The sequence below is a fragment of the Streptococcus parasalivarius genome, from assembly GCF_054785155.1.
Window position 1 is genome coordinate 1 of the sequence record NZ_BAABOB010000005.1, and the last position, 22,917, is coordinate 22,917.

A 22,917-nucleotide genomic window follows, 5' to 3' on the forward strand; every position below is an offset into this window, starting at 1 on the left:
TACAATGTGGTACTTACACATCCATTTTGTATGTGATAAACTGTGAGCTTTTTGCGACATAGTCTTAACTCCTTTCGTTTTACAATTGGCTTGAACACCTATATTGTAACTCGTTTGGAGTTTTTTTGTTATGACGGTATAACCTTCGATGCGCACCCGCATAGCGGGTGGTTTATTTGTTTCGCACCTTGGGAGCGAAACGGACTTAAAGTCACATAATAAGAGGATCGACACTAGTCGACCCTCTCAGGAGATTTATGAAAAAGAAAAGTTTTAGGATGTTTTATAGTATAGAGAGACTTACTTAAACTTTCCTTAAGCTTCTTTTTTTTCTTTACGTTCTTTGATTTCCATAAATGTCTGTCCAAAAATCTTTAATTCTTCAAGAATTTCATAGTCTTTCTTGTTACGAACATCAAAAGTAATCTCTACTTTCCCCTGGTTATCACTGATTTTTGCTTTTAAATGCGTTTTAGAGATGGCTTCGAAATAATCTTGAGTCAAGAAGAATTTGAGAGAGGCTTTTTCGAAACGAACAGTGATAGTATCATTCTTACGCTCAACTAATTCTGCAAAGGCAGCATCCAAATAGGCCTTAACCAGACCAATCTCAATGAGATAGGCAACTTGGTCTGGATATTCTCCAAAGCGGTCAATAAGCTCATCTTGAAGGTCTTGATAATCTTTCTGATTCTCAATTTCTCGAATACGCTTATAAATTTCAATTTTTTGGCGCTCGTCAGAAATATAGTCAGAAGGGAGGTAAGCATCAATCTGAAGATTGAACTCTGCATTTCCTTTATGTCGAACTTGAGTTTTACCTTGACGTTTATTGATAGCCTCTTCCAAGAGTTGCGAGTACATTTCAAATCCGACTGAGTCGATGAAACCACTTTGAGAAGCGCCAAGAATGTTCCCTGCACCACGAATTGATAAATCACGCATGGCAATTTTGAAACCTGATCCCAGTTCTGTAAAGCCCTTAATAGCATCCAATCGCTTCTCAGAGACTTCCGTCAACACTTTGTCAGGACGATACATGAGATAGGCGTAAGCAATTCGATTACTACGTCCCACACGACCTCTCAACTGATAAAGGGTAGATAAGCCCATATGATCTGCATTCTCAATGAAGAGAGTATTAACGTTGGAGATATCAATCCCTGTCTCGATAATGGTCGTTGCTACCAATACATCGTAATCACCATTCAAGAAATCCAAGAGGGTATTCTCCAACATAACCTCACTCATCTGACCATGAACAAATCCGATACGTGCTTCAGGGACTAGCTCATGTAATTCAGAAACTTTTTGATCAATGGTTTCAACACGATTATAAACATAAAAAATCTGACCACCTCGGTCCATCTCTCTTAATATCGCTTCTCGAATAAGACCAGGATTGGTTTCCATAACATAAGTTTGAACTGGATAACGGTTGGTAGGTGCTGTCTCAATAATCGACAAATCACGAATACCTAACATAGACATATGAAGCGTACGAGGAATAGGTGTCGCAGTTAGAGTAAGGACATCAACCTTAGCTTTCAACTCCTTAAGTTTCTCTTTATGCTTCACGCCAAAACGTTGTTCTTCATCAATTACTAGCAAGCCTAAGTCAGAAAACTTAACATCTTTAGACAGTAGGCGGTGGGTACCAATAATAATATCAATACGCCCTTTAGCTAGATTTTCAATAGTCTCATTCTGCTCTTTTTTACTTCTAAAACGACTGAGTTCATCTACTTCAACGGCATGATTTTCAAAACGCTCTTTAAAATTCAAATAGTGCTGATGGGCAAGAACCGTTGTAGGAACTAGGATAGCAACTTGCTTTCCATCATTGACTGCCTTGAAGGCGGCACGCATAGCTACCTCTGTCTTACCAAAACCAACATCACCAACCAAGAGACGATCCATGGGTTTGTCTGACTCCATGTCTGCCTTAATTTCCTTGATAGAACGCAATTGATCTTCTGTCTCGGCATAGGCGAAATCATCCTCGAAATCTCTTTGATTATCATCATCCGGTGAAAAAGCAAAACCTTTAAGTTGACTACGCTCAGCGTAAAGTTTTAAGAGATCATCAGCAATATCTTCTACTTGCTTACTTACTTTTTGTTTAGTCTTTTGGAAACGCCCATCATTGAGTTTATTAATTTTAGGCTCTTTTCCGTCCGCTGACACATACTTAGAGAGACTCTCAATCTGCTCAACAGGTAGAGAAATTGTTGCAGCATCCTGATATTGGATGGTCAAGTAGTCACGATGCACCCCTTTAATCTCAATAGTCTCAATACCTTTAAATTGTCCGATACCATGAGTCTGGTGTACAACATAATCACCTTTTTCAAGCTCATTGTAATCTTTTAGACGCTCAGCATTGGAAACGTGACTGGCACGCGCACGACGTTTTACTTTTTTATGGAAAATCTCACGTTCAGTGACCAGAACAAGCTTTTCATCAGCAAAGTAAAAACCATTGGATAAGTTTCCTAGAACTAATTGAGGCTTATAAGGAATCAAATCTCCAAAACTACTAAGTGGTAAATCTAAATCATATTCTTCCAAGGTTTCCTTCAAAGATTTGAGTTGCTTTTCAGCCCCCACTTGTAAAATAACTGTGGCCTTATTCTTGGTATAGCGATGTATTTCATCAACTAGAAGTGGAAATTGGTTAAAGAACTCCTGCATTGGGTATTGCGTAAATTGATACAACTTATCAAATTTAAGGTTTCCCAAGCCCTTATGAAAATTCGAAAAGAAACTAGCTGGCTGATAGTTACGTAAAGTCTTAAATGAATCCACTAAGTAGTTTAGATGACTCAGAGACTTGCCTTGGTGAAGATCCTCAGTTAAAAGATTAGCCACCTCCAATTCAAGACGTCCATGGCGGTCCACTATCTTTTGAAAATCATCAATGAATACAGGAGTTCCTTTGGGAAGGTAGTCAAATAAGGTATAAACCTTATCATAAAAGAGAGACAAAAACTTACGTAAATCTTTATGACGGTAGCCATCAATCGTAACCGACAGAACTTCCTCAAGGTAAGCCTTATGAGGACCTTCTGCCTTCGAGACCGCACTTTCTAGGGCCTTCTCAGCACGTTGGTAATCCTCTCTTGTTAAGATAATATCATCTGCTGGTGATACGATAACATGCTCTAAATTGTCTAAAGATTTCTGACTATCGCTATCAAACTGACGAATGCCATCAATCTCGTCTCCAAAAAATTCTAAACGGTAGGGGAGCTCTGAAGTCATTTCATAAATATCTAAAATATCGCCCCTACGACTATACTCACCAGGTGAGAGAACTTGCTCCACTCTTTGGTATCCAATATGAGTCAGATGCTTACTGAGAGCCTCTAAATCATGTTCTTCCCCTAGTGTTAAGTCAATGCGAGAGTCTTTATAAACCTTAGGGTTAGGCAAATGTAACTTAGTACCAACTAAACTCGTGACCAAAACCCCAATGGCCTCTTTATCCATTAAAAAATTAAGACTTTCAAGACGAGAATGGGTCTTTTCTGGTGAAGCGAAGATAAACTCTGCAGCTACTACATCATCTGCAAAAAAAGAATAAACCTTATCCTCTCCTAAGATAGCTGACAAATCTCCTGTCAGTTGCTCAGCTTCATTTTGTGTTGAAGTAACGATTAAAATCTTAGGAACCTGCTCAGAAAGAGCAGATGCCATGACAACTGCCTTGCTAGAACCAGAAAATCCCATGACCAACTGCCTACTCAATAGGGTTACTTTATCACGCCACTCAAGCAATTGATGATTCTTCTCAAAAAGATCTAATAGAGTATTAGCCATTATAACGCCTCATAGTATCTTCGAAATCATTGGTTTTCAGGTAATGATTGAGGGCTGTCTCTACCTTGTCTAAAGTCAGTAAAATTGTGGCATAGTCGTCTTCACTAAATTTTCCAAGGACATGATTAACGACCGTCATTCCTTTCTGTGGACGGCCAATACCAATTTTTATACGGTCAAATTCTTGAGTGCCAGTTTCAGCAATGATAGATTTAATACCATTATGACCACCCGCTGAACCTTTTTGACGAAAGCGCAATTTCCCAACTTCCATATCTAAGTCATCGTAAATAACGATAAAATCCTCCATGGGAATATTGTAATAAGCTAGTAATGCTCTAACAGCTAGACCTGATAGATTCATAAAGGTTGTTGGTTTCACAAAATAAACCTTCTCACCATTTAAAAAGGTCGAAGCCACTTCAGCCTTAAAGGTCCTTTCTTCAGAAAAAGTTAATCCCAGTTCCTTAGCCAATAGGTCAATAGCCATAAAACCAACATTGTGACGTGTCTCATGGTATTTTGAACCAGGATTTCCCAAGCCAACTACTAATTTTGTCATTATTTCTCCTCTTTGATAAACAGCAAAAGGACTGAAAAATACTTTTCAGCCTTGTGCACTATTTTTTATTTTCTAAACGTTGAAACGGAATTCCATGATGTCGCCATCTTGGACAACATATTCTTTTCCTTCTTCACGAAGGCGACCAGCTTCCTTAACAGCTTTCTCAGAACCATATTTAATGAGATCATCGTAAGACATGGTTACGGCACGGATAAAGCCTTTCTCGAAGTCAGAGTGGATAATTCCGGCTGCCTGTGGTGCCTTGATACCTCGTTTAAAGGTCCAAGCACGCACCTCTTTTTCACCAGCAGTGAAGTAAGTTCCAAGACCAAGCAAGTGATAGGCTGCGCGTGTCAGTTTATCAACTCCTGATTCTGTCAAACCAAGGTCTTCTAGGAACATCTCCTTATCTTCATCATCCAACTCAGAAATTTCTTCCTCAACACGTGCCGAGATAACAACTACTTCTGCATTTTCAGTCGCTGCAAACTCACGAATTTGCTTCACATAATCAATATCATCAGGATTTGCGACCTGATCTTCATCAACGTTAGCCACGTAAAGCACTGGTTTTGTTGTCAAGAGGAAGAGTCCCTTAACAATTTTTTGCTCTTCCTCAGTAAAATCAATCGTACGTGCAGACTTACCATCTTCTAGAACAGGTTTAATCTTTTGAAGAATGTTAAACTCTGCCACAGAATCTTTATCTTTTTGTGTACGTGCAATTTTTTCGACACGCGCATAACGTTTGTTAATTGATTCAAGGTCAGCCAAAATCAATTCTAGGTTGATTGTATCAATATCAGCCATCGGATCTACAAAGGCATCCTCACGCCCTTGTTCACGCATAACGTTTTCATCATCGAAAGCACGAACGACATGGACAATCGCATCTACTTCACGAATGTTCGCCAAAAACTTATTTCCAAGACCTTCACCCTTTGATGCTCCTTTTACGATACCCGCAATATCTGTGAACTCAAATGTAGTTGGAACTGTCTTTTTAGGGGTAATAAGTTCAGTCAGTTTCGTCAAACGCTCATCTGGTACCTCAACCATACCGACGTTTGGATCAATTGTTGCGAAAGGATAGTTAGCAGCCTCCGCACCCGCTTTTGTAATTGCATTGAAAAGAGTTGATTTACCAACGTTTGGCAAACCAACGATACCTGCTGTTAAAGCCATTAATTTATTTCTCCATAAAAAAGTAATTCAGTTAATTATAACACAAAAATTGTTAAAAATAGGCAACTTCCCTTTTAGAATCAGAAAAAGGAAAGCAAGGCAAAGAATGCTATAAAAAAGATGATTAGGAACTATAGAAAGTTTTTATATTGCTAGTGAACTAATTTTCTGAACATAAAACTCTCGTTATATAGTCTCTCCAACATCTGTTATAAAACCTTCTTAAGTTTCTTCTCGAAATCATGACGACTCATCATGACCACATGATCACAATTCGTACAACGAATCTTAATGTCAGCTCCAAGACGGATTACTTCCCATTCATTAGCTTTTTTTCCTGTTGCTTTGATAGTACAAGCATGTGGTTTTTTCATTTCAACTAAACTTCCAATTTGGTACATAAACTCCCTTTCTAGTAAAAAAGTTATCCACAGTGGATAACTTTTTCGATTTTAGTTTGTTCTTACAGGTGTAATCAATTGAATAAAATTCTCACTGTCATCTGCTGGCATCAATGTAAATGGACGTACTGGTGAAATGAAACGTACACGGACAGTCTCACTCTTAAGAGCTTTCAAAGCATCTATTAGGTAGGTTGGATTGAAACTAATGACCAAATCACTACCTGAAACATCTTGCACGTCAATATCCTCATTCACCTTTCCGACTTCTGGCGAATTAACATGGGCACTGACACTACCATTAATGATTTCGAGTTTAACGGTACCACTTTGACTAGCATTAGAAATCAAATATGAACGTTCCATAGCAGAACGAAGGCTAGCTGTCTCAAAAACAACTTCTGTTTCAAATGAATCGGACAAGAGACGATTAGTGTCTGGATAATTTCCTTCAAGTAAACGTGTATAGAAAGAAATTGTTTCACTACGGAATAGAATTTGATTTGCTGAGAAGAAGACCTCTAAGTTTTCAATATCATCGCTAAAGACTGCCGACAATTCTTTAAGTGAGCGACTTGGGATTACGACATCAAAGTTATCTGCAGAATGCTCCAGAACAAGTTGACGTTGACTCATTCGGTGAGAGTCAGTTGCTACAGCTTTGAGATCTTTATGATTTGAAAGAACAAAGTGAACTCCGGTTAAAATTGGACGACTTTCTTGTGTGCTTGCTGCAAATGAAGTTTCAGCAATGATAGATTTTAAAACTTTTGTGTCCATGAGTAATGGTGTCAAGCTATCAACTTCCTGAATACGGGGATATTGTTCAACATCTTTCCCTTTTAAAGTAATCTCTGATTTACCACTCTTTAGTAAAACTTGGTATTGTTCGATTTCTTCAAAAGTAAGGGTAACATCAGGCAAGCTTGAGACAACATTAATGAAAAAGTTTGCTTCCAAAAGGATACTACCTGGCTGTGTAATTAATAGACCTGCATTTTCTTCCGAAACTGAGATACTATTTTCAATTGAGATTTGCCCATTTGATCCTGTCAAATAGATACCATCATTGGTAACTTCGATTTTAATCGTCGATAGAATTGGGATAGCATTTTTAGAAGAAATAGCACGGCGAGTCGTATGAAGTGCTTGTAAGAAATAAGCTTTATTAATCGCAAATTGAATCATGATGCTCCTTTATTTTTATTAGTATTATTTTAGTAGTAGTAGTAGGTCTTGTGGACACTGTGCATAAGTCTACAAAACATAGTTTTATCAAGTCTTTGAACTTGTGCACAACCTGTGGAAAAGTTTGAATGATTTTTAATAGTTATCCACAAGTGTCATTTTATCTTGTTTTTGATGGTATCAATTTCAATGCGTAAACTGTCATCTTGGGCAATCATATTTTTGATTTTATTGTATGCATGTAAGACAGTTGAGTGGTCTCTTCCGCCAAATTCTTTTCCAATTTTTGGAAGGGAGTTATCAGTCATTTCACGCGCAAGATACATGGCTACCTGACGTGCTAAGACAATATTTTGTGTTCGTTTAGTTGCCTTGATCTCTTTTACAGTGACATTATAAAATTTCCCTACCTCAGTTTGGATATCCTCAATCGGAATAAGAGTTAACTTAGGACCATCCATTTTACGTGCGCGAATAGCTTCAGCAGCTACCTCAACTGTAATAGTATCTAACTGGCGAACATTGGCAACTAAGCTAATATCTTTTAAGGCCCCCTCCAAGTCACGGACATTTGAATCAAATTGGCCAGCTAAATACTCAATTGTTTCAGGAGGAAAATGATAATCATAGTCCATAATCTTATTAGTAAGAATGGCCACTCGCGTTTCAAAGTCAGGTGGTGTGATATTGACGGTTAACCCCCATTTAAAGCGCGTGACAAGACGCTCTTCCATCTCGTTCAATTGATCTGGATTACGGTCGCTGGTCAGGACAATTTGTTTATTATTATTGTGAAGGACATTGAAAGTATTGAAGAATTCTTCTTGAGTGGCTTGCGTTGATTTTTTAGCCAATGATTGAATATCGTCAATTAAGAGAACGTCCAGATGACGATATTTAAGTTTTAGTTCGTCCATTTTATCTAAACGGATATGTACAACAAATTCATTAATGAAATTCTCTGCAGTGATGTATTTAATGCGTGCTTGAGGATTATCATGTAAGACCTTGTTTCCAATGGCATTGAGCAAGTGAGTTTTCCCGAGACCAGGTCCTCCGTAAATAAATAGAGGGTTATAAGTAGCTCCTGGTGAATCAGCTACAGCTAAAGATGCAGCAACTGACCAACGATTTTCATCCCCTTGGATAAAATTATCAAAGGTATACTTACTATTTAAGTCTGAGTCCAATGTAGGAAGAGCAGGGGTATGCTGTTCCTTTTTATTACCAAAGTCATTATTTGCTACAGTTGAATTTGCCTCGTTTATGAGTGCTTCGTCAAAGACGTACTCAACTTTTATTTCACTATTATAGGCTTCAAAACCAGCCATCAAAATGAAAGATTGCATATTCTTTTCCCAGAATAGCTTTTTGACTTCTTCAAGCAGAATTGTAGCAACGTTATTTTGAACTTTGATGAGCTTGGTATCCAGGACATAATAATCAAAAGTGGCTTGTGTTAGTTCCTCTTTGGCCAGCTCTAAGAGCTTATTCCAAAAAAAATGCTCTTTTTCGGTCATTCCATCAATTCTCCTTCTTTATTCTTGTTCTCTGATTCTATCATAAAACAAAAAAGTTTTCCACAGGTCAGAAGATAAAAGTTTCTCTAGTTATCCACAGCTAAAAAAGACAATTCACATTGTGCACAAGAGTTATCCACAAGTTGTGAATAAAAAAAGAAACCCTCTAAAATAAAGGGAGGGCAACATTTTTACGATGTGGATAAGTTTGTTTCTTTTTTCTCATCAATTCACAGGTCAAATTAGCTTGTTGATAATTCTGTTAAAATCTTCTTCCGTCGAAAAGTGGATCTGAATAGTTCCAGAGTGATTTTTGTGATAACGAAGAGTAACGGGGAGACCAAGTGATTTTTCTAGTTCTTTTTCTTTATCTTTTATGTGAATATCTTTTTTTGATTTTTGTTTTTTAGGAAGTTCTTGAAGTCTTTTTTCCAGAGTACGAACGGACCATTTTTCAGTAAGCACCTGATGATAGATAGTTAATTGCTTTTGGGTATCCTCAACAGATAAAAGCGCTCTAGCATGTCCTTGAGTCAGCTTGCCATTTTCGATACTCGTCTGTATCTCTTTGGGAAGTTGGAGGAGTCTGAGAGCGTTACTGATATAGGGTCTTGATTTCCCCATAGCTTTGGCCAGTTCCTCGTGACTGTAAGCTAACTCATTAATTAAACTACGATAGGCCTTTGCTTCTTCAATAGGATTGAGATTCGAGCGTTGTAAATTTTCAATAATAGCTTGTTTACGACTCTCTTGATCTGAGACTTCCTTTACGACTGCAGGGATTTCTGTCATTCCCAGACGTTTACAGGCACGTAAACGTCTTTCCCCAGCAATTAGTTCATAACCAATAATGTCCGATTTTCGGACAATGATTGGCTGTATCAGTCCATTTTCAGCGATTGATTGGCTCAGTTCTGCTAATTCTTCATCAGAGAATTCTATACGAGGTTGAAAAGGATTTGGGTAGATTTCACTAATAGGTAAAGCTTTGAGTTGTTCTTGCATGTTATTCCTTTCCAAAAAAGACCTTTACATTATTGTAAAGGTCTTTTGACAGATTTGTCAATGACTTAGTCAGATAAGTCTTCTGTAGATTTTGTTAATTTAAGTTCTTCAGTTTTCTTCTCTTTACCACGATAGAAGGTTACCTTGATTGTATCTCCGATACTATGGCTGTAAAGATTGGTTTGAATATCAGTTTTTGAGCTGATTTCCTTACCGTCAATTTCAGTAATAACATCATTTTCTTGAAGTTTACCGTCAGCTGGCATACCTTTTTGAACGCTACCGACAACAACTCCAGATTTAACTTCATCTGGTAAATCTAATTTAGAAGTTGCACTGCTAGAAAGGCTATTAAGATCGGCCATTGAGATTCCTAGGGCTGGGCGTGTAACTTTACCGTCTTTTTCCAATTGATTAATGATTTCGACAACATCGTTTGATGGAATGGCGAATCCCATACCTTCAACGGCACTACCAGCGACTGCTGACGTTGATGAAATCTTACTTGAGTTAATACCGATAACTTGTCCTTCAATATTGACTAAGGCACCACCAGAGTTACCAGGGTTAATGGCAGCATCTGTTTGGATAGCATTTGTTGAGACAGTTTCACCATTGTCGTTTTGCATAGTTACGGTACGGCTAAGGCTAGATACGATTCCCTCTGTTACTGAGTTGGCGTATTCGGTACCAAGTGGACTACCGATAGCAATTGCCTTCTCGCCGACTGTGAGAGAGTTTGAGTCTGCAAATTCTGCGACTGTTTTAATTTTATCTGAAGAAACTTTGACAACTGCTAGGTCAGAGTAAGTATCTTTACCAACGAGTTCACCAGTAATTTTTGATCCATCTGAAAGCATGATTTCAAGTTTTTTAGCACCATCAACAACGTGGTTGTTGGTTACGATGTAGGCCTCTTTCCCATCTTTTTTATAGATAACACCGGAACCTTCACCAGCGACTTGCAACCCATCAGAATCTTTTGATTTGTCTTGGCTAGAATCAGAACTATCATCTCCACCAAAAATACGACCATAAAGTTCATTTAGGGAATCTGAAGATGAGCCTTCTTGGTAATTGATGACAGAAACAACGGCATTTTGTACTTTCTTAACAGCCTTAGTTGTATCTGTTGTATTGTTGTATACGGTCTTAGCTGTTTTAACACCTGTATCTGTTGTATTGGTAAAAGATATCCCTGCTGCTGTTAATAGGATAAAGGCACCTAGTAGACCACCTAGTAAGCCAATAACAAGCATTGCAATTGGCGCTACTATTTTTTTCCAGTTAAATTTTTTCACGTTTAGTCCTCCTTTTTGATAAACATATCAAAGTAAGCTTAATTATATCATAAAGTGATTTTAAAAAACAGTTATCAACAGTCTGTGGATAAGTTTCAAAAAGTGTAGATAAAAAGCAATTTTATAAGGATAACTAGAGATGCTTGACACGAAAAAGGTGTGGATAAGGTGTTAAAAGATTGTGGATATGTGCTATAATAAGCCTATGAAAGTTAAATTGATTACCGTTGGAAAACTTAAAGAAAAATATTTGAAAGATGGTATTGCGGAGTATGTCAAACGACTAGGACGCTTCACAAAATTTGAATCTATAGAATTAACGGATGAAAAGACGCCAGATAATGCAAGTGAAGCTGAAAATAAAGCTATCCTAGACAAAGAAGGACAGCGTATCTTGGCTAAAGTAGGTGATCGAGATTATGTCATTGCCTTAGCTATTGAAGGAAAACAATTTCCCTCGGAACAATTTGCTAAAGAGTTAGAGCAAGTGACCCTTAGAGGCTACTCAGATATTACTTTTATTATAGGGGGCAGTTTGGGACTCTCTCCAACAGTAAAAAAGAGAGCTAATCGATTGATGAGTTTTGGTCTCTTAACATTCCCTCATCAGCTTATGCGCCTTGTATTAGTAGAACAAATTTATCGTGCATTCATGATTCAGCAGGGAAGTCCTTATCATAAGTAGAAAAAAGGAAACAGACATGTTCAGAATGAAAAAACGCTCCTATCGTGTTTTTGAAGGATTACGAGTAGCAACTCTAGTTAGTTATATAGGTGGCTTCATTGATGCCTATACTTACAATACTCAAGACGGTCGATTTGCAAGTATCCAGACAGGAAATCTCCTCTATTTGGTCATTCACCTTGTTGAGGGGCATATTGCGAGAGCTTTTAGCTATGCAATACCTATCTTTTTCTTTGTTTTAGGTCAGTTTTTTGTTTTTTTTGTTAAGAAGTGGCTCATTAACCATAAGTGGGGATGGCATTTGCAAGCGATTAGACTTGCCCTTCTCTTGATGACTATTCTTGCAATTATTACACCATACGTTGATTCTACTATTACGATTGCAGGCTTGGCATTCTTCGCCTCTCTTCAAGTAGGTATTTTTAAGCGAGTCAGAGGTGTAAATTATGCTTCCTTTATGATGACTGGTAATATTACTAATACCTCTTTAACCATTGCTAGGGCTATTGACGAGGGTGATGCCAAAGTGCTTAAACAAGCTTCTTATACAACTATTATCATCTTTACATTTATGGTAGGAGTCGCAGCCTCAACTTGGTTTGCTCAATATTTACATGAATACAGCCTATATACGACTTTGCTTCCCTTGTTTGTTTTAAATTATTTCTTATTTATCGAGGCAAAAGAAAAACGCAACTAGAGATTCTAGATTGCGTTTTTTTTATCTGATCCCAGCAGGATTCGAACCTGCGACCGTTCGCTTAGAAGGCGAATGCTCTATCCAGCTGAGCTATGGGACCAATAACTCTATTAGTTTACAAAATATATAGCAACATGTCAATACTTTGTAAAAGCAAGATAAAAACTAAGGTAAAATTCGAATAAATTTAGCAAAATTTAATATTTTTTTTTGAAAAAAAGTATAGACAAAATCGAATACTCTGATATAATAATAAGAGTATTAACGAGATAAAAATCTCAGAACTTGGTCCGTTGGTCAAGGGGTTAAGACACCGCCTTTTCACGGCGGTAACACGGGTTCGAATCCCGTACGGACTATTTTTGCTACTTAGCAGTTTTATCCGCCATAGCTCAGTTGGTAGTAGCGCATGACTGTTAATCATGATGTCGTAGGTTCGAGTCCTACTGGCGGAGTGATAAGACACCTCAAGTTGTATAGCTTGAGTTTTTTTTGTACCCAAAGTTAAATAGGTCTGGAACACTTGTTCCAGACCTATTTAATTTAAGATAATCAGCTTTTTTGAATAATAGTTGTTTTTCTGATGAAGTAAGCGTAGCAACAAAATATGATACTTGCCAATAGACTAATCAATGAACCTGTCTTAAGTCCATAGGGAATAAAGGTTAGAACAACTTTTCCTTTTCCACTAGGGACATCGACTTTCATGAACCCCTTTTGAGCTCGTTGAATCTTAACTTTTTTATGATTTATGGTCGCTGTCCATCCCTTATCATATGGAATGGTAAAGAATAGTGAGGCATTCGTTTTACTACTATAATCAACGAACACTTTATTTTTTGACGTAGTAACCTTGCTATCACGTTCATTAATAGTATCCATAGCTATCTGATAGTTTTGAGTATCAAGGGCATAAAAACTAGGATTATCAAAGGATATTGCTTTATTGCCAGGGAAACTAAGTTTGATGGTAACCATTGATTCTGTTTCAAAGTAGCCAAGGTCAAAGAAATCAAAGGTATTGTCAGTAACTTGATTCTTTGTCACACCGTTTACAGTAATTGACAGAGAGTGGTTATTGTCATCAGACCAAGAAATATTAGGAATACTAACATAGAGTTGACTATGTGGTGGAGCAATAACTTGATAGGTGATTGTTACAAAATCTTTATTCGAGTTGCTAACGTTTTTAGCTACGCGCTGATTCAAAGATTTAGCATCCTTATCAAACAGTTGAGATGGAGCTCGTTTAAAATAGGTTAAGTTAAGTCCAGATAGAGTATTCAGCAAGCTAGTTTGATTGTCAATCGTATTGACAGTGAAGTCAATATTATTGTAAATGCCATCAGTTAAGATAGCAAGCTGGCTTGCATTATTATTTTGATAAAGTCCCATTGTTTTCTCAGAAGTTACGTGATTAAAACCATACTTATTAAGGTCAAAGTTCGATAAATTATATTTTATTCCGAAGAGACTATCAGCGATAATAGTGTTATTTTGGTAACGTAGGTTTAAATTAGTCCCTTCAGATTTGAAGCCTAACCTATCGAGTGTTGAGCTTGAAGCAGTATTTCGAATGGATGAAAACTGAGAAATACCATTATAATTGAATTTCATACTGTCGTTACCAGTTTGAGCCTCTAACCTTTCAGTACGGTAAAAAGTCTTATTTGCTTGCTTAGTTTTTGAAACTAGTTTTGTAATGGCAGACATATTTCGCAGATAGCCTTCACGAGTTGGGAATACCCACTCATTTCCAAGAGCTCCAACAACATAGTAAGTACTTAATGTAAGCTCAAAAATGCAGAATAAGAAGGTGAAACAGCGAAAAACACTCCCAGGAATTTGCTGTCTAAAATAGCTAGTAAATAGAATAGCATAGGCTAGGAGAAATGCTATACTTAGTAGCCAGGAGACTGGTTCAATGAAGCTATAGTGAGATTGAAAGATCCAAGTTAGTAAGTAAGCGGTACTCAATCCTAAGAAAGATAGGAGGAGCCTTTTAAAAGAAAACTTTCTAATTCGATTGAGTGTTTCTCCTGCTAAAAGAACAGTTAGGAGAGATAGGAGCCAAGAATAGCGATGGAGAAACATGTTAGGTGCGTGCATACCTTGCCAAAACAAATCAAGAGGCTGTAAGTAGAAGCTAGCGATAAAGAAAGCTACTAATAAGAGGTAACCTAGACGTAATGATAGCTTGATTTCCCTACTAATAAAGAAAAGTAGAAAAAGAATCAAAGGTAAGATTCCCACATAAATCATAGGGATTGATCCGAATTTAGTAGTATCGTAAACTCCAACGAGATTTTTCGCAAAGAAGTCAAAATAATAGGTAGACTCTGTCAATAAACTTGACGCACCTGTAAATTTTTCACCATGTGTTGTCAAGTCAAGTAGCGTTGGTAACAGCATGACAGCACTACTTAAACCAGCTAGTATAGAGACAATTCCAAAGTCTATGAAATGAAGAATCTTACTCTTCCACCCCTTGATAGTTATCAATTGTACTATGGTGTAAAGGGTTAGGAAAATAGCCATCATATATCCAAAATAGTAGTTTTGGATAAAAAGGCAGGTTAGACTAAAAAAGTATAAGCCCCGTCTATTGAATCTTAGTAAGAGGTGTAAACCTAATATGATTAGAGGTGCTAGAATAAAGGCATCTAGCCAGGTGTTAATTTCTAACTGACTGGTAGCAAAGCTCATCAAAGCAAATCCTGTAGAAAGACATAGGATGAAACTTCTTGACACTTTTGTAAAGAGATGCTTAAAGCTAAAAGCTCCTGAGAGCCCAATAAGACCGAACTTAAGCAGTGTTATATAATAAAAAGCATCGGCCATTTGGTTGACAGTAAAGAAATAGTAAAGTGGAGACAAGAAGGAACCTAAGTAATAGCTTGTTAGAGCATAGAAATTAAGGCCTAGTCCACTTGTAAAGGTGTAAAAGAGGCTTCCATCTCCATGAAGTATATTCCTAAGTCCAGTTGCAAAAATCACATACTGATGAAAACCATCACTTGTTAAAATAGTCCGCTCACTACCAGGATAGATTTTTTGGCTATACAGCACACCTATCATGATTAGTACTGGCAAGAAAAAGGCAGCCAGATAAAATAATAAAGTCGTATGGTATTTTTTATTTGTCATAATGATACTAAGACAGGTTGGGATATCCCAACCTGCATCTTTTTATAGTTTAATCAGCCCATAGTGCTTTGACTTTAGCTTGCACTTCTTCATTTTCAAGGAATTCATCATAAGTTTCATCAATACGGTCAATAACCCCATTTTTAGAAACGACTACGATGTGGTTCGCTATTGTTTGGATGAATTCATGGTCATGACTGGCAAAGATAACAGACTCTTTGAAGTCACGGACGCCATCATTCAGACTTGAGATTGATTCCAAATCCAAGTGATTAGTAGGATCATCTAGAAGAAGGACGTTAGATTTCAAAAGCATGAGTTTAGAAAGCATGACACGTACCTTTTCTCCCCCTGAGAGAACACTAACAGATTTATTAACCTCATCTCCTGAGAAGAGCATACGTCCAAGGAATCCACGCAAGAAGGTATCATCATCTTCACCTTTTTCGGCAAATTGACGGAGCCATTCGAGAATTGATTCACCGGATGCAAAGTCTTTAGAATTATCTTTTGGAAGGTAAGAGCGGCTAGTAGTAACACCCCATTTGATTGTACCTTCGTAGTCAATATCATCGGCAAGAGCACGAATCAATGCAGTTGTTTGAATATCGTTTTGACCGATGATGGCAGTCTTATCTCCCGGTCGCAAGATGAAACTAATGTTATCAAGAATAGTCTCACCATCCATCTTAACAGTGAGATTTTCAACTGTTAGAAGGTCATTACCGATTTCACGCTCTGCTTTAAAATTGATGAATGGGTATTTACGACTTGATGGGACGATTTCTTCTAGTTCAATTTTATCAAGCATTTTCTTACGAGAAGTCGCTTGTTTAGATTTTGAAGCATTGGCAGAGAAACGTGCAACGAATTCTTGAAGTTCTTTGATTTTTTCTTCTGCTTTTGCATTACGGTCAGCCTGCAAGCGTGCAGCCAATTCTGAAGATTGTTTCCAGAAGTCATAGTTACCGACATAGAGTTTGATTTTACCAAAGTCAAGGTCGGCCATATGCGTACACACCTTATTCAAGAAGTGACGGTCATGGGATACGACAATGACAGTATTTTCAAAATCAATCAAGAAATCTTCAAGCCAAGAGATTGACTGGATATCAAGACCGTTGGTAGGTTCGTCAAGAAGAAGTACATCAGGTTTACCAAAAAGCGCTTTTGCAAGGAGGACTTTCACTTTGTCACCATTAGCTAATTCGCTCATGTTTTGATAGTGAAGGTCTTCTGAGATATTTAGGTTCTGAAGCAATTGTGAGGCTTCGCTTTCAGCTTCCCAACCACCTAATTCAGCAAATAGACCTTCTAATTCAGCAGCACGAACACCATCTTCATCTGAAAAATCTTCCTTCATGTAGATGGCATCTTTTTCTTTCATAATATCGTAGAGGCGTTCATTCCCCATGATAACAACATCAATGACGCGTTCATCTTCATAGTCAAAGTGGTTCTGACGAAGAACAGAAAGACGCTCATCAGGACCAAGAGAGATATGTCCTGTTGTTGGTTCGATATCACCAGCTAAAATTTTCAAAAAAGTAGATTTACCAGCACCATTGGCACCGATAAGACCGTAAGTATTACCTGGTGTGAAGGCAATATTAACATCATCAAAAAGTTTACGATCGCTAAAACGAAGCGATACATCCGATACAGTAAGCATATAATATCCTTTATTTTTATTCTTAACTACTATTTTACGAGAAATTAGACTTTATTTCAATCGATTTTATAAGGGATTAATAAAGTCATTTGGAACTTTTTGGTAATCTTTTTGGAGGCTAAATCCACGTCCCATAACTGTAGAAGCAGGAACAATGACGATAAAGGCAGTTTCATCTATTTTTTGGATTTCTTCTTGAACTTTCGGAACCTCATGAGTTGACAAGGTAGTCATAATCATATTTTGTGCATGTCCAGTATGTCCACCAAGAACTGGAATTTTTGTTGCTCCTCGATCAGCCACTCTAGTGATGTAGTTTAGGATTTGTTCACTATTTTGCGAAATGATTAGAAGATTTCGTGATGAATTGAGTCCGACCATCATTTTATCAATTGTAAGAGAAACAACTCCAAGTGAGAGAATGGAGTACATAACAGTATCAGGAGGAAAGGCAATAGCACTGATTGCGACAATGATTCCATCAACAATAAGTAGTACCATTCCTAGTGGGAGTGGCGTATACTTGTGGAGAATTTGTGTGATAATTCCAGTTCCCCCAGTTGAGGAATTTCCATAAAAGACTATTCCTAGTCCTAACCCTAATACAATCCCACCAAAAATAGCAGCCAACAAAGGTTGTTTGGTGAGTGTAGGTAAGCCCTCGGTTAATTTAATAAAAGTTGGGAAGATAAGAGATCCATAGAAGGTTTTTAGAAGAACTTCGCGACCAAGAAAGCACCAACATAAAATTAACAAAGGGATGGTGGTTGCTAAGACGAAGTTAGCATTGTTCCAACCAAAAAGGGCGTTTAAACTAATGGCTAGCCCTCCGACACCACCCGAGGCAATATTATTCTTAACTAAAAGTGAGTTATAGCCAACCGAAGCTATAAAAGAACCGATTGTAACTAAAAGTATATCTATTATTCGACGTTTCATATATTATCTCCTAGAAATGATATTCTTATTATCAAGTCTTTTTAAGTTTCCGTCAAGTAATGACTATTTTGGTTGTATCTAAGGTTGTGTTTCACGTGAAACTAGAAACATAATCTTGACAAGAATAGATAAAACAATGTAGAATAATAGTCATCAGAAGAGTAATTCTTTCCTTTTTTATAGAGAGCTGGTGGTTGCTGAAAACCAGTATGAAGGTGGAATGAATGGGCTGAAGAGAATTGACGGTTAACGTGAATACATAAACGTTAGGTTTGGCACCCCTTATCGTGCAACTTCTTTGTTGAGAAGGTTTGAGATGATAGCTTCAGAAAGAGTTATCAACTGAGGTGGTACCGCGTATCAAAAGTGATTAACGCCCTCACGCATGTTTTTGCGTGGGGATTTTTTTGTATTAGAGAGGTAATTATATGACGAAACCTATTATTTTGACGGGAGACCGTCCAACAGGGAAACTTCATCTAGGACACTATGTTGGTAGTTTAAAAAATCGTGTCCTTTTACAAAACGAAGATAAATATAACATGTTTGTCTTTTTGGCTGATCAGCAAGCCCTTACGGATCACGCCAAAGAGTCAGAGATTATCAAAGAATCAATTGGGAATGTTGCTTTAGATTATCTCTCTGTAGGTTTGGATCCAACGAAGTCGACTATTTTCATTCAAAGTCAGATTCCTGAGTTGGCTGAGTTGACTATGTATTACATGAACCTAGTTTCATTGGCACGTTTAGAGCGTAACCCAACGGTTAAGACGGAAATTGCTCAAAAAGGCTTCGGAGAATCTATTCCAACAGGCTTTTTAGTTTATCCAATTTCTCAGGCAGCTGATATCACGGCCTTCAAAGCAAATTATGTTCCTGTAGGTAATGACCAAAAGCCAATGATTGAGCAGACACGTGAAATTGCACGTAGCTTCAATCATACTTATCATTGTGATATTTTGGTTGAGCCAGAGGGAATCTACCCTGAAAATGAAGCTGCGGGACGCCTTCCAGGTCTAGACGGTAATGCTAAGATGTCTAAATCCTTGGGTAATGGTATCTTCCTTTCAGATGATGAGGACACTGTTCGTAAAAAAGTCATGAGCATGTATACGGATCCAAATCATATTCGTGTGGAAGATCCAGGCCAAATTGAAGGTAATATGGTTTTCCATTATCTTGATATCTTTGGTCGCGAAGAGGATGCTACTACAATTGCTGAAATGAAGGAACATTATCAACGAGGTGGTTTAGGAGATGTGAAGACAAAACGTTATCTTCTAGAAATCTTAGAACGTGAGTTAGCTCCAATTCGTGAACGTCGTTTAGAATATGCCAAGGATATGGGAGAAGTTTTCCGTATGCTTGAAAAAGGTAGTCAAGCAGCGCGTGAAGTTGCTGGACAAACATTGGCGGAAGTAAAAGAAGCGATGGGAATTAAGTATTTCTAAGAAATAAAAAGTAGGGACTCAAGATAATCTGGAGCCCTATTTTTATTTGGAAAAAGGTTTTCTTAGAATCTTATGCGAAATCTGTTGACAAATCATTTTAGCATGATATGATATTAACAATTAAAAAATAGGCTGGGGTTTTTGTACCTCAAAACTTTGAGAAAAGAGGACGATTATAATGTCAAATTGGGACACTAAATTCTTGAAAAAAGGTTACACTTTTGATGACGTATTGCTTATTCCTGCGGAAAGTCATGTTCTACCAAACAACGTCAACTTGAAGACGAATTTGGCTAAAAATTTGACATTAAATATCCCAATTATCACTGCAGCCATGGATACGGTCACAGATAGTAAGATGGCTATCTCAATTGCTCGTGCAGGTGGTTTGGGTGTCATTCACAAAAACATGTCTATTGCGGAACAAGCTGAAGAAGTTCGAAAAGTAAAGCGCTCTGAAAATGGTGTCATCATTGATCCATTCTTCCTAACGCCTGAAAATAAAGTTGCTGAAGCTGAAGAGTTGATGCAACGTTACCGTATCTCAGGGGTTCCGATTGTTGAGACACTTGAAAATCGTAAATTGGTTGGTATTATCACAAACCGTGATATGCGTTTTATCTCTAATTACGATACTCCAATTTCAGAACACATGACTTCTGAGAAATTGGTCACTGCTCCAGTTGAAACAGATCTTGAAACGGCTGAAAGTATTCTTCATGAGCATCGTATTGAAAAGCTACCTCTAGTTGATGAAGAAGGTCGTTTGTCAGGACTTATTACTATTAAGGATATCGAAAAAGTTATCGAGTTTCCTAATGCAGCTAAGGATGAGTTCGGTCGTCTTTTGGTGGCAGGTGCTGTAGGTGTTACTTCTGATACCTTTGAACGTGCAGAAGCTCTCTTTGAAGCAGGCGCAGATGCTATTGTCATTGATACTGCACATGGTCATTCAGCAGGTGTTCTTCGTAAAATTGCTGAAATTCGTGCCCACTTCCCAGACCGTACTTTGATTGCAGGAAATATCGCAACAGCTGAAGGTGCGCGTGCACTTTATGAAGCAGGTGTCGATGTTGTTAAAGTAGGTATCGGACCAGGTTCTATTTGTACAACACGTGTGGTTGCGGGTGTAGGTGTTCCTCAAGTCACTGCTATTTACGATGCAGCTAGTGTTGCGCGTGAATACGGAAAAACAATCATTGCTGATGGCGGTATCAAATACTCAGGTGATATTGTAAAAGCTCTTGCAGCAGGTGGTAATGCTGTAATGCTTGGTTCTATGTTTGCTGGTACTGATGAAGCACCAGGTGAAACTGAGATTTTCCAAGGTCGTAAATACAAATCTTACCGTGGTATGGGATCAATTGCAGCGATGAAGAAGGGATCAAGCGATCGTTACTTCCAAGGTGCAGTTAATGAAGCGAATAAACTTGTTCCAGAAGGAATTGAAGGCCGTGTAGCTTATAAAGGTTCTGCTGCTGATATCGTATTCCAATTGATTGGCGGTATTCGTGCAGGTATGGGTTATACAGGTGCAGAAGATATCCAGTCTTTACATGACAAAGCTCAGTTTGTTGAAATGTCAGGTGCAGGACTTATTGAAAGTCACCCTCACGATGTTCAAATTACAAACGAGGCACCTAACTACTCAGCTCATTAAAAAATATAAAAGTACTTACTTCAGGTAAGTACTTTTTCTTTACATTGGTTTTTACAGAAGGTTTACAACATGTTTACAGAAAAAAGTTAACAAAGGGTTTGGGTGAGTTTTTGTTTACACTCTTTTTAACATCACCTGTCATATATGTAAAGCACAGAAAACAGAAAAACAAGTCGCTTAATCGACTTGTTTTTCACAAATAATACCCTTCTTGACTAAGAAGGTCTTTAAATCGGGTGGTAGGTTACTCAGATGATCAAGTGAAGTTGTCGTCATGAAGGTTTGAACCTCTTCGTCAATACTTTCTAACAGTTTGAGTTGACGGTGATTGTCAAGCTCACTCATGACATCATCGAGGAGAAGAATTGGAAATTCACCTGTTACTTTTTTTATCAGAGCAATCTCAGCCATTTTTAAAGAAAGAATGAGACTACGTTGTTGCCCCTGACTACCGAAAGATGCGTTCATGTCATTAATGTAAAATGTCAAATCATCCCTATGTGGACCAACACCAGTGTTCTTTTTGAAGATATCCCTTTTGTGATTTTGCTTTAACGTGGTTAAAAATGATTCACGAATAACTTTGTTATTCCCGAATGGGATATTAGATTCGTAGGAGATTTTAAGGCGCTCTATCTGATTTGAGAGATTACTATGATGTCTATCTGCCTCTTCCTCTAATTGCTTGATAAATTTTAGTCTATGTTCGATAACGCGTGCTCCAAAATCGGAAAGCTGTTCATCTAACACTGAGAGAAAATTAATGTCTACATTGTCAGTAGATTTGAGATAGGCATTACGTTGCTTGAGTACATGATTATAACTTGATAGGTCTGAAAGGTAAACAGGCTTAATCTGTCCTAAATCAATATCTATAAATTTACGTCTTAGGCTTGGAGATCCCTTTACAAGTTGTAAATCCTCAGGAGCAAAGAGTACCACTGTCATGTGACCGATATAATCGGATAATTTAGCTTGTTTGAGGTGGTTGACCTTTGTTATGCGGCCTTTATTAGATAAACTGATTTCCAGAGGTAGCTTTCCACTATGACGATGCACGATGCCGTTCAGTTTGAGAGTATTTTGCTGAAATTGAATCAGTTCCTTATCTGAACGGGTCCGATGACTACGTGTCAATGCTAGAAAATAGATGGCCTCAAGAATATTTGTTTTTCCTTGAGCATTGCGACCAAGAAAAATATTGAGATGAGGTGAGAAGCTCACAGAGGCTTCAGTATAATTTCTAAAGTGTTGAATATCAATATTTTCGAGCCACATAGTTAGGTTCCTGGGAAACGAACGGGTTTTCGTTTAGTTTTATTGCCTTCTTTTGACGGATGTGCCTTTTGTTTCTTTTTATTATCCTGATTCATTTTTTTAACAATGGCAGCAACACGTGCTTTTTCAGCGACTTCTTTTTGATGCTCTTCAATTTCATTTGTTGTAGGAGCTACAATCGTTATTTCAAGTTTCTCAGACGGAATGGTAATAACATCTCCATAACGAAGTTTTTTTCCACGACGTTTTTCATCTTCACCATTGAATAAAACGGTATTGTTAGCTAAAAAACCTTTAATAGCTCCGCCACTATGAATGATACTTAATTCTTTTAAAAGTGCCTGCAGTGTGATGTATTCATCAAATAATTTATATTCCATAGTACCTCAACTTTCTCT

Annotated in this window: 17 protein-coding genes, 3 tRNA genes and 1 other annotated feature; of the genes, 6 read left to right on the forward strand and 14 right to left on the reverse strand. The window is 37.7% G+C overall.

From position 1 onward, the window contains the following. Positions 1-315 precede the first annotated feature (315 nt). The 8 genes from mfd to ACYVQ1_RS05465 all read right to left on the reverse strand — a co-directional run bounded on the left by mfd (position 316) and on the right by ACYVQ1_RS05465 (position 10,987). Positions 316-3,822, reverse strand: coding sequence for a transcription-repair coupling factor (gene mfd / locus ACYVQ1_RS05430; RefSeq protein WP_461250099.1), 3,507 nt, complete (start codon positions 3,820-3,822; stop codon positions 316-318). Next, positions 3,815-4,384 (reverse strand): aminoacyl-tRNA hydrolase, encoded by a 570-nt coding sequence (gene pth, locus ACYVQ1_RS05435; protein ID WP_084915166.1) that lies wholly within the window; start codon positions 4,382-4,384, stop codon positions 3,815-3,817. Before pth ends, mfd begins: the two co-directional genes overlap by 8 nt. Before the next feature lie 72 nt (positions 4,385-4,456). Next, positions 4,457-5,572 (reverse strand): redox-regulated ATPase YchF, encoded by a 1,116-nt coding sequence (gene ychF / locus ACYVQ1_RS05440; RefSeq protein WP_002883967.1) that lies wholly within the window; start codon positions 5,570-5,572, stop codon positions 4,457-4,459. A 209-nt stretch (positions 5,573-5,781) separates the two neighbouring features. Beyond that, entirely contained in the window at positions 5,782-5,973 is a 192-nt protein-coding gene (locus ACYVQ1_RS05445) for a DUF951 domain-containing protein (protein WP_037599384.1), read from the reverse strand. Positions 5,974-6,024: 51 nt separating this feature from the next. Beyond that, entirely contained in the window at positions 6,025-7,161 is a 1,137-nt protein-coding gene (gene dnaN / locus ACYVQ1_RS05450; RefSeq protein WP_461250100.1) for a DNA polymerase III subunit beta, read from the reverse strand. 155 nt (positions 7,162-7,316) lie between these two features. Further along, positions 7,317-8,681, reverse strand: a complete 1,365-nt coding sequence (dnaA, locus tag ACYVQ1_RS05455; RefSeq protein ID WP_461250101.1) for a chromosomal replication initiator protein DnaA — start codon at positions 8,679-8,681, stop codon at positions 7,317-7,319. A 237-nt stretch (positions 8,682-8,918) separates the two neighbouring features. Further along, complete coding sequence (locus tag ACYVQ1_RS05460) at positions 8,919-9,686, reverse strand: ParB/RepB/Spo0J family partition protein (protein WP_461250102.1); 768 nt, start codon at positions 9,684-9,686, stop codon at positions 8,919-8,921. Positions 9,687-9,751: 65 nt separating this feature from the next. After that, complete coding sequence (locus tag ACYVQ1_RS05465; protein ID WP_461250103.1) at positions 9,752-10,987, reverse strand: S1C family serine protease; 1,236 nt, start codon at positions 10,985-10,987, stop codon at positions 9,752-9,754. 205 nt (positions 10,988-11,192) lie between these two features. On the opposite strand from ACYVQ1_RS05465, the gene rlmH reads away from it, so the two are divergent. Beyond that, the gene (gene rlmH, locus ACYVQ1_RS05470) at positions 11,193-11,672 is read left to right on the forward strand and encodes a 23S rRNA (pseudouridine(1915)-N(3))-methyltransferase RlmH (protein WP_037598563.1); all 480 of its coding nucleotides are present in this window, start codon (positions 11,193-11,195) and stop codon (positions 11,670-11,672) included. Between the two features lie 16 nt (positions 11,673-11,688). After that, positions 11,689-12,372 carry a YoaK family protein gene (locus ACYVQ1_RS05475; protein WP_060972103.1) on the forward strand — a complete coding sequence of 228 codons (684 nt, stop codon included), beginning with the start codon at positions 11,689-11,691 and terminating at the stop codon, positions 12,370-12,372. Positions 12,373-12,398: 26 nt separating this feature from the next. Here ACYVQ1_RS05475 and ACYVQ1_RS05480 read toward each other — a convergent pair. Further along, positions 12,399-12,472 (reverse strand) — tRNA-Arg (locus tag ACYVQ1_RS05480). Between the two features lie 187 nt (positions 12,473-12,659). Between ACYVQ1_RS05480 and ACYVQ1_RS05485 the strand changes: the two genes are divergently transcribed. Together ACYVQ1_RS05485 and ACYVQ1_RS05490 are read left to right on the forward strand one after the other, a co-directional pair. Continuing rightward, a tRNA-Glu gene (locus ACYVQ1_RS05485) sits at positions 12,660-12,731 on the forward strand. Between the two features lie 22 nt (positions 12,732-12,753). Continuing rightward, a tRNA-Asn gene (locus ACYVQ1_RS05490) sits at positions 12,754-12,827 on the forward strand. A gap of 97 nt (positions 12,828-12,924) precedes the next feature. Here ACYVQ1_RS05490 and ACYVQ1_RS05495 read toward each other — a convergent pair. From ACYVQ1_RS05495 to ACYVQ1_RS05505, 3 genes are all read right to left on the reverse strand, one after another. Next, a complete protein-coding gene (locus ACYVQ1_RS05495; protein WP_461250104.1) occupies positions 12,925-15,519 on the reverse strand; it encodes a YfhO family protein in 2,595 nt (864 codons plus the stop codon). A 49-nt stretch (positions 15,520-15,568) separates the two neighbouring features. Continuing rightward, positions 15,569-17,191, reverse strand: coding sequence for an ABC-F family ATP-binding cassette domain-containing protein (locus ACYVQ1_RS05500; protein WP_037602413.1), 1,623 nt, complete (start codon positions 17,189-17,191; stop codon positions 15,569-15,571). A gap of 66 nt (positions 17,192-17,257) precedes the next feature. Further along, positions 17,258-18,130 carry a YitT family protein gene (locus tag ACYVQ1_RS05505; RefSeq protein ID WP_037599377.1) on the reverse strand — a complete coding sequence of 291 codons (873 nt, stop codon included), beginning with the start codon at positions 18,128-18,130 and terminating at the stop codon, positions 17,258-17,260. 144 nt (positions 18,131-18,274) lie between these two features. Beyond that, positions 18,275-18,514: a binding site (T-box leader), on the forward strand. A gap of 44 nt (positions 18,515-18,558) precedes the next feature. Here ACYVQ1_RS05505 and trpS point away from each other — a divergent pair. After that, a complete protein-coding gene (trpS, locus tag ACYVQ1_RS05510; protein ID WP_175057876.1) occupies positions 18,559-19,581 on the forward strand; it encodes a tryptophan--tRNA ligase in 1,023 nt (340 codons plus the stop codon). A 178-nt stretch (positions 19,582-19,759) separates the two neighbouring features. Beyond that, the gene (gene guaB / locus ACYVQ1_RS05515; protein ID WP_461250105.1) at positions 19,760-21,241 is read left to right on the forward strand and encodes an IMP dehydrogenase; all 1,482 of its coding nucleotides are present in this window, start codon (positions 19,760-19,762) and stop codon (positions 21,239-21,241) included. Between the two features lie 177 nt (positions 21,242-21,418). On the opposite strand, the gene recF is transcribed toward guaB, so the two are convergent. Both recF and yaaA read right to left on the reverse strand, forming a co-directional pair. Further along, complete coding sequence (gene recF / locus ACYVQ1_RS05520; RefSeq protein WP_461250106.1) at positions 21,419-22,519, reverse strand: DNA replication/repair protein RecF; 1,101 nt, start codon at positions 22,517-22,519, stop codon at positions 21,419-21,421. A gap of 2 nt (positions 22,520-22,521) precedes the next feature. Beyond that, positions 22,522-22,899, reverse strand: a complete 378-nt coding sequence (yaaA, locus tag ACYVQ1_RS05525) for a S4 domain-containing protein YaaA (RefSeq protein WP_037599372.1) — start codon at positions 22,897-22,899, stop codon at positions 22,522-22,524. Positions 22,900-22,917 lie beyond the last annotated feature (18 nt).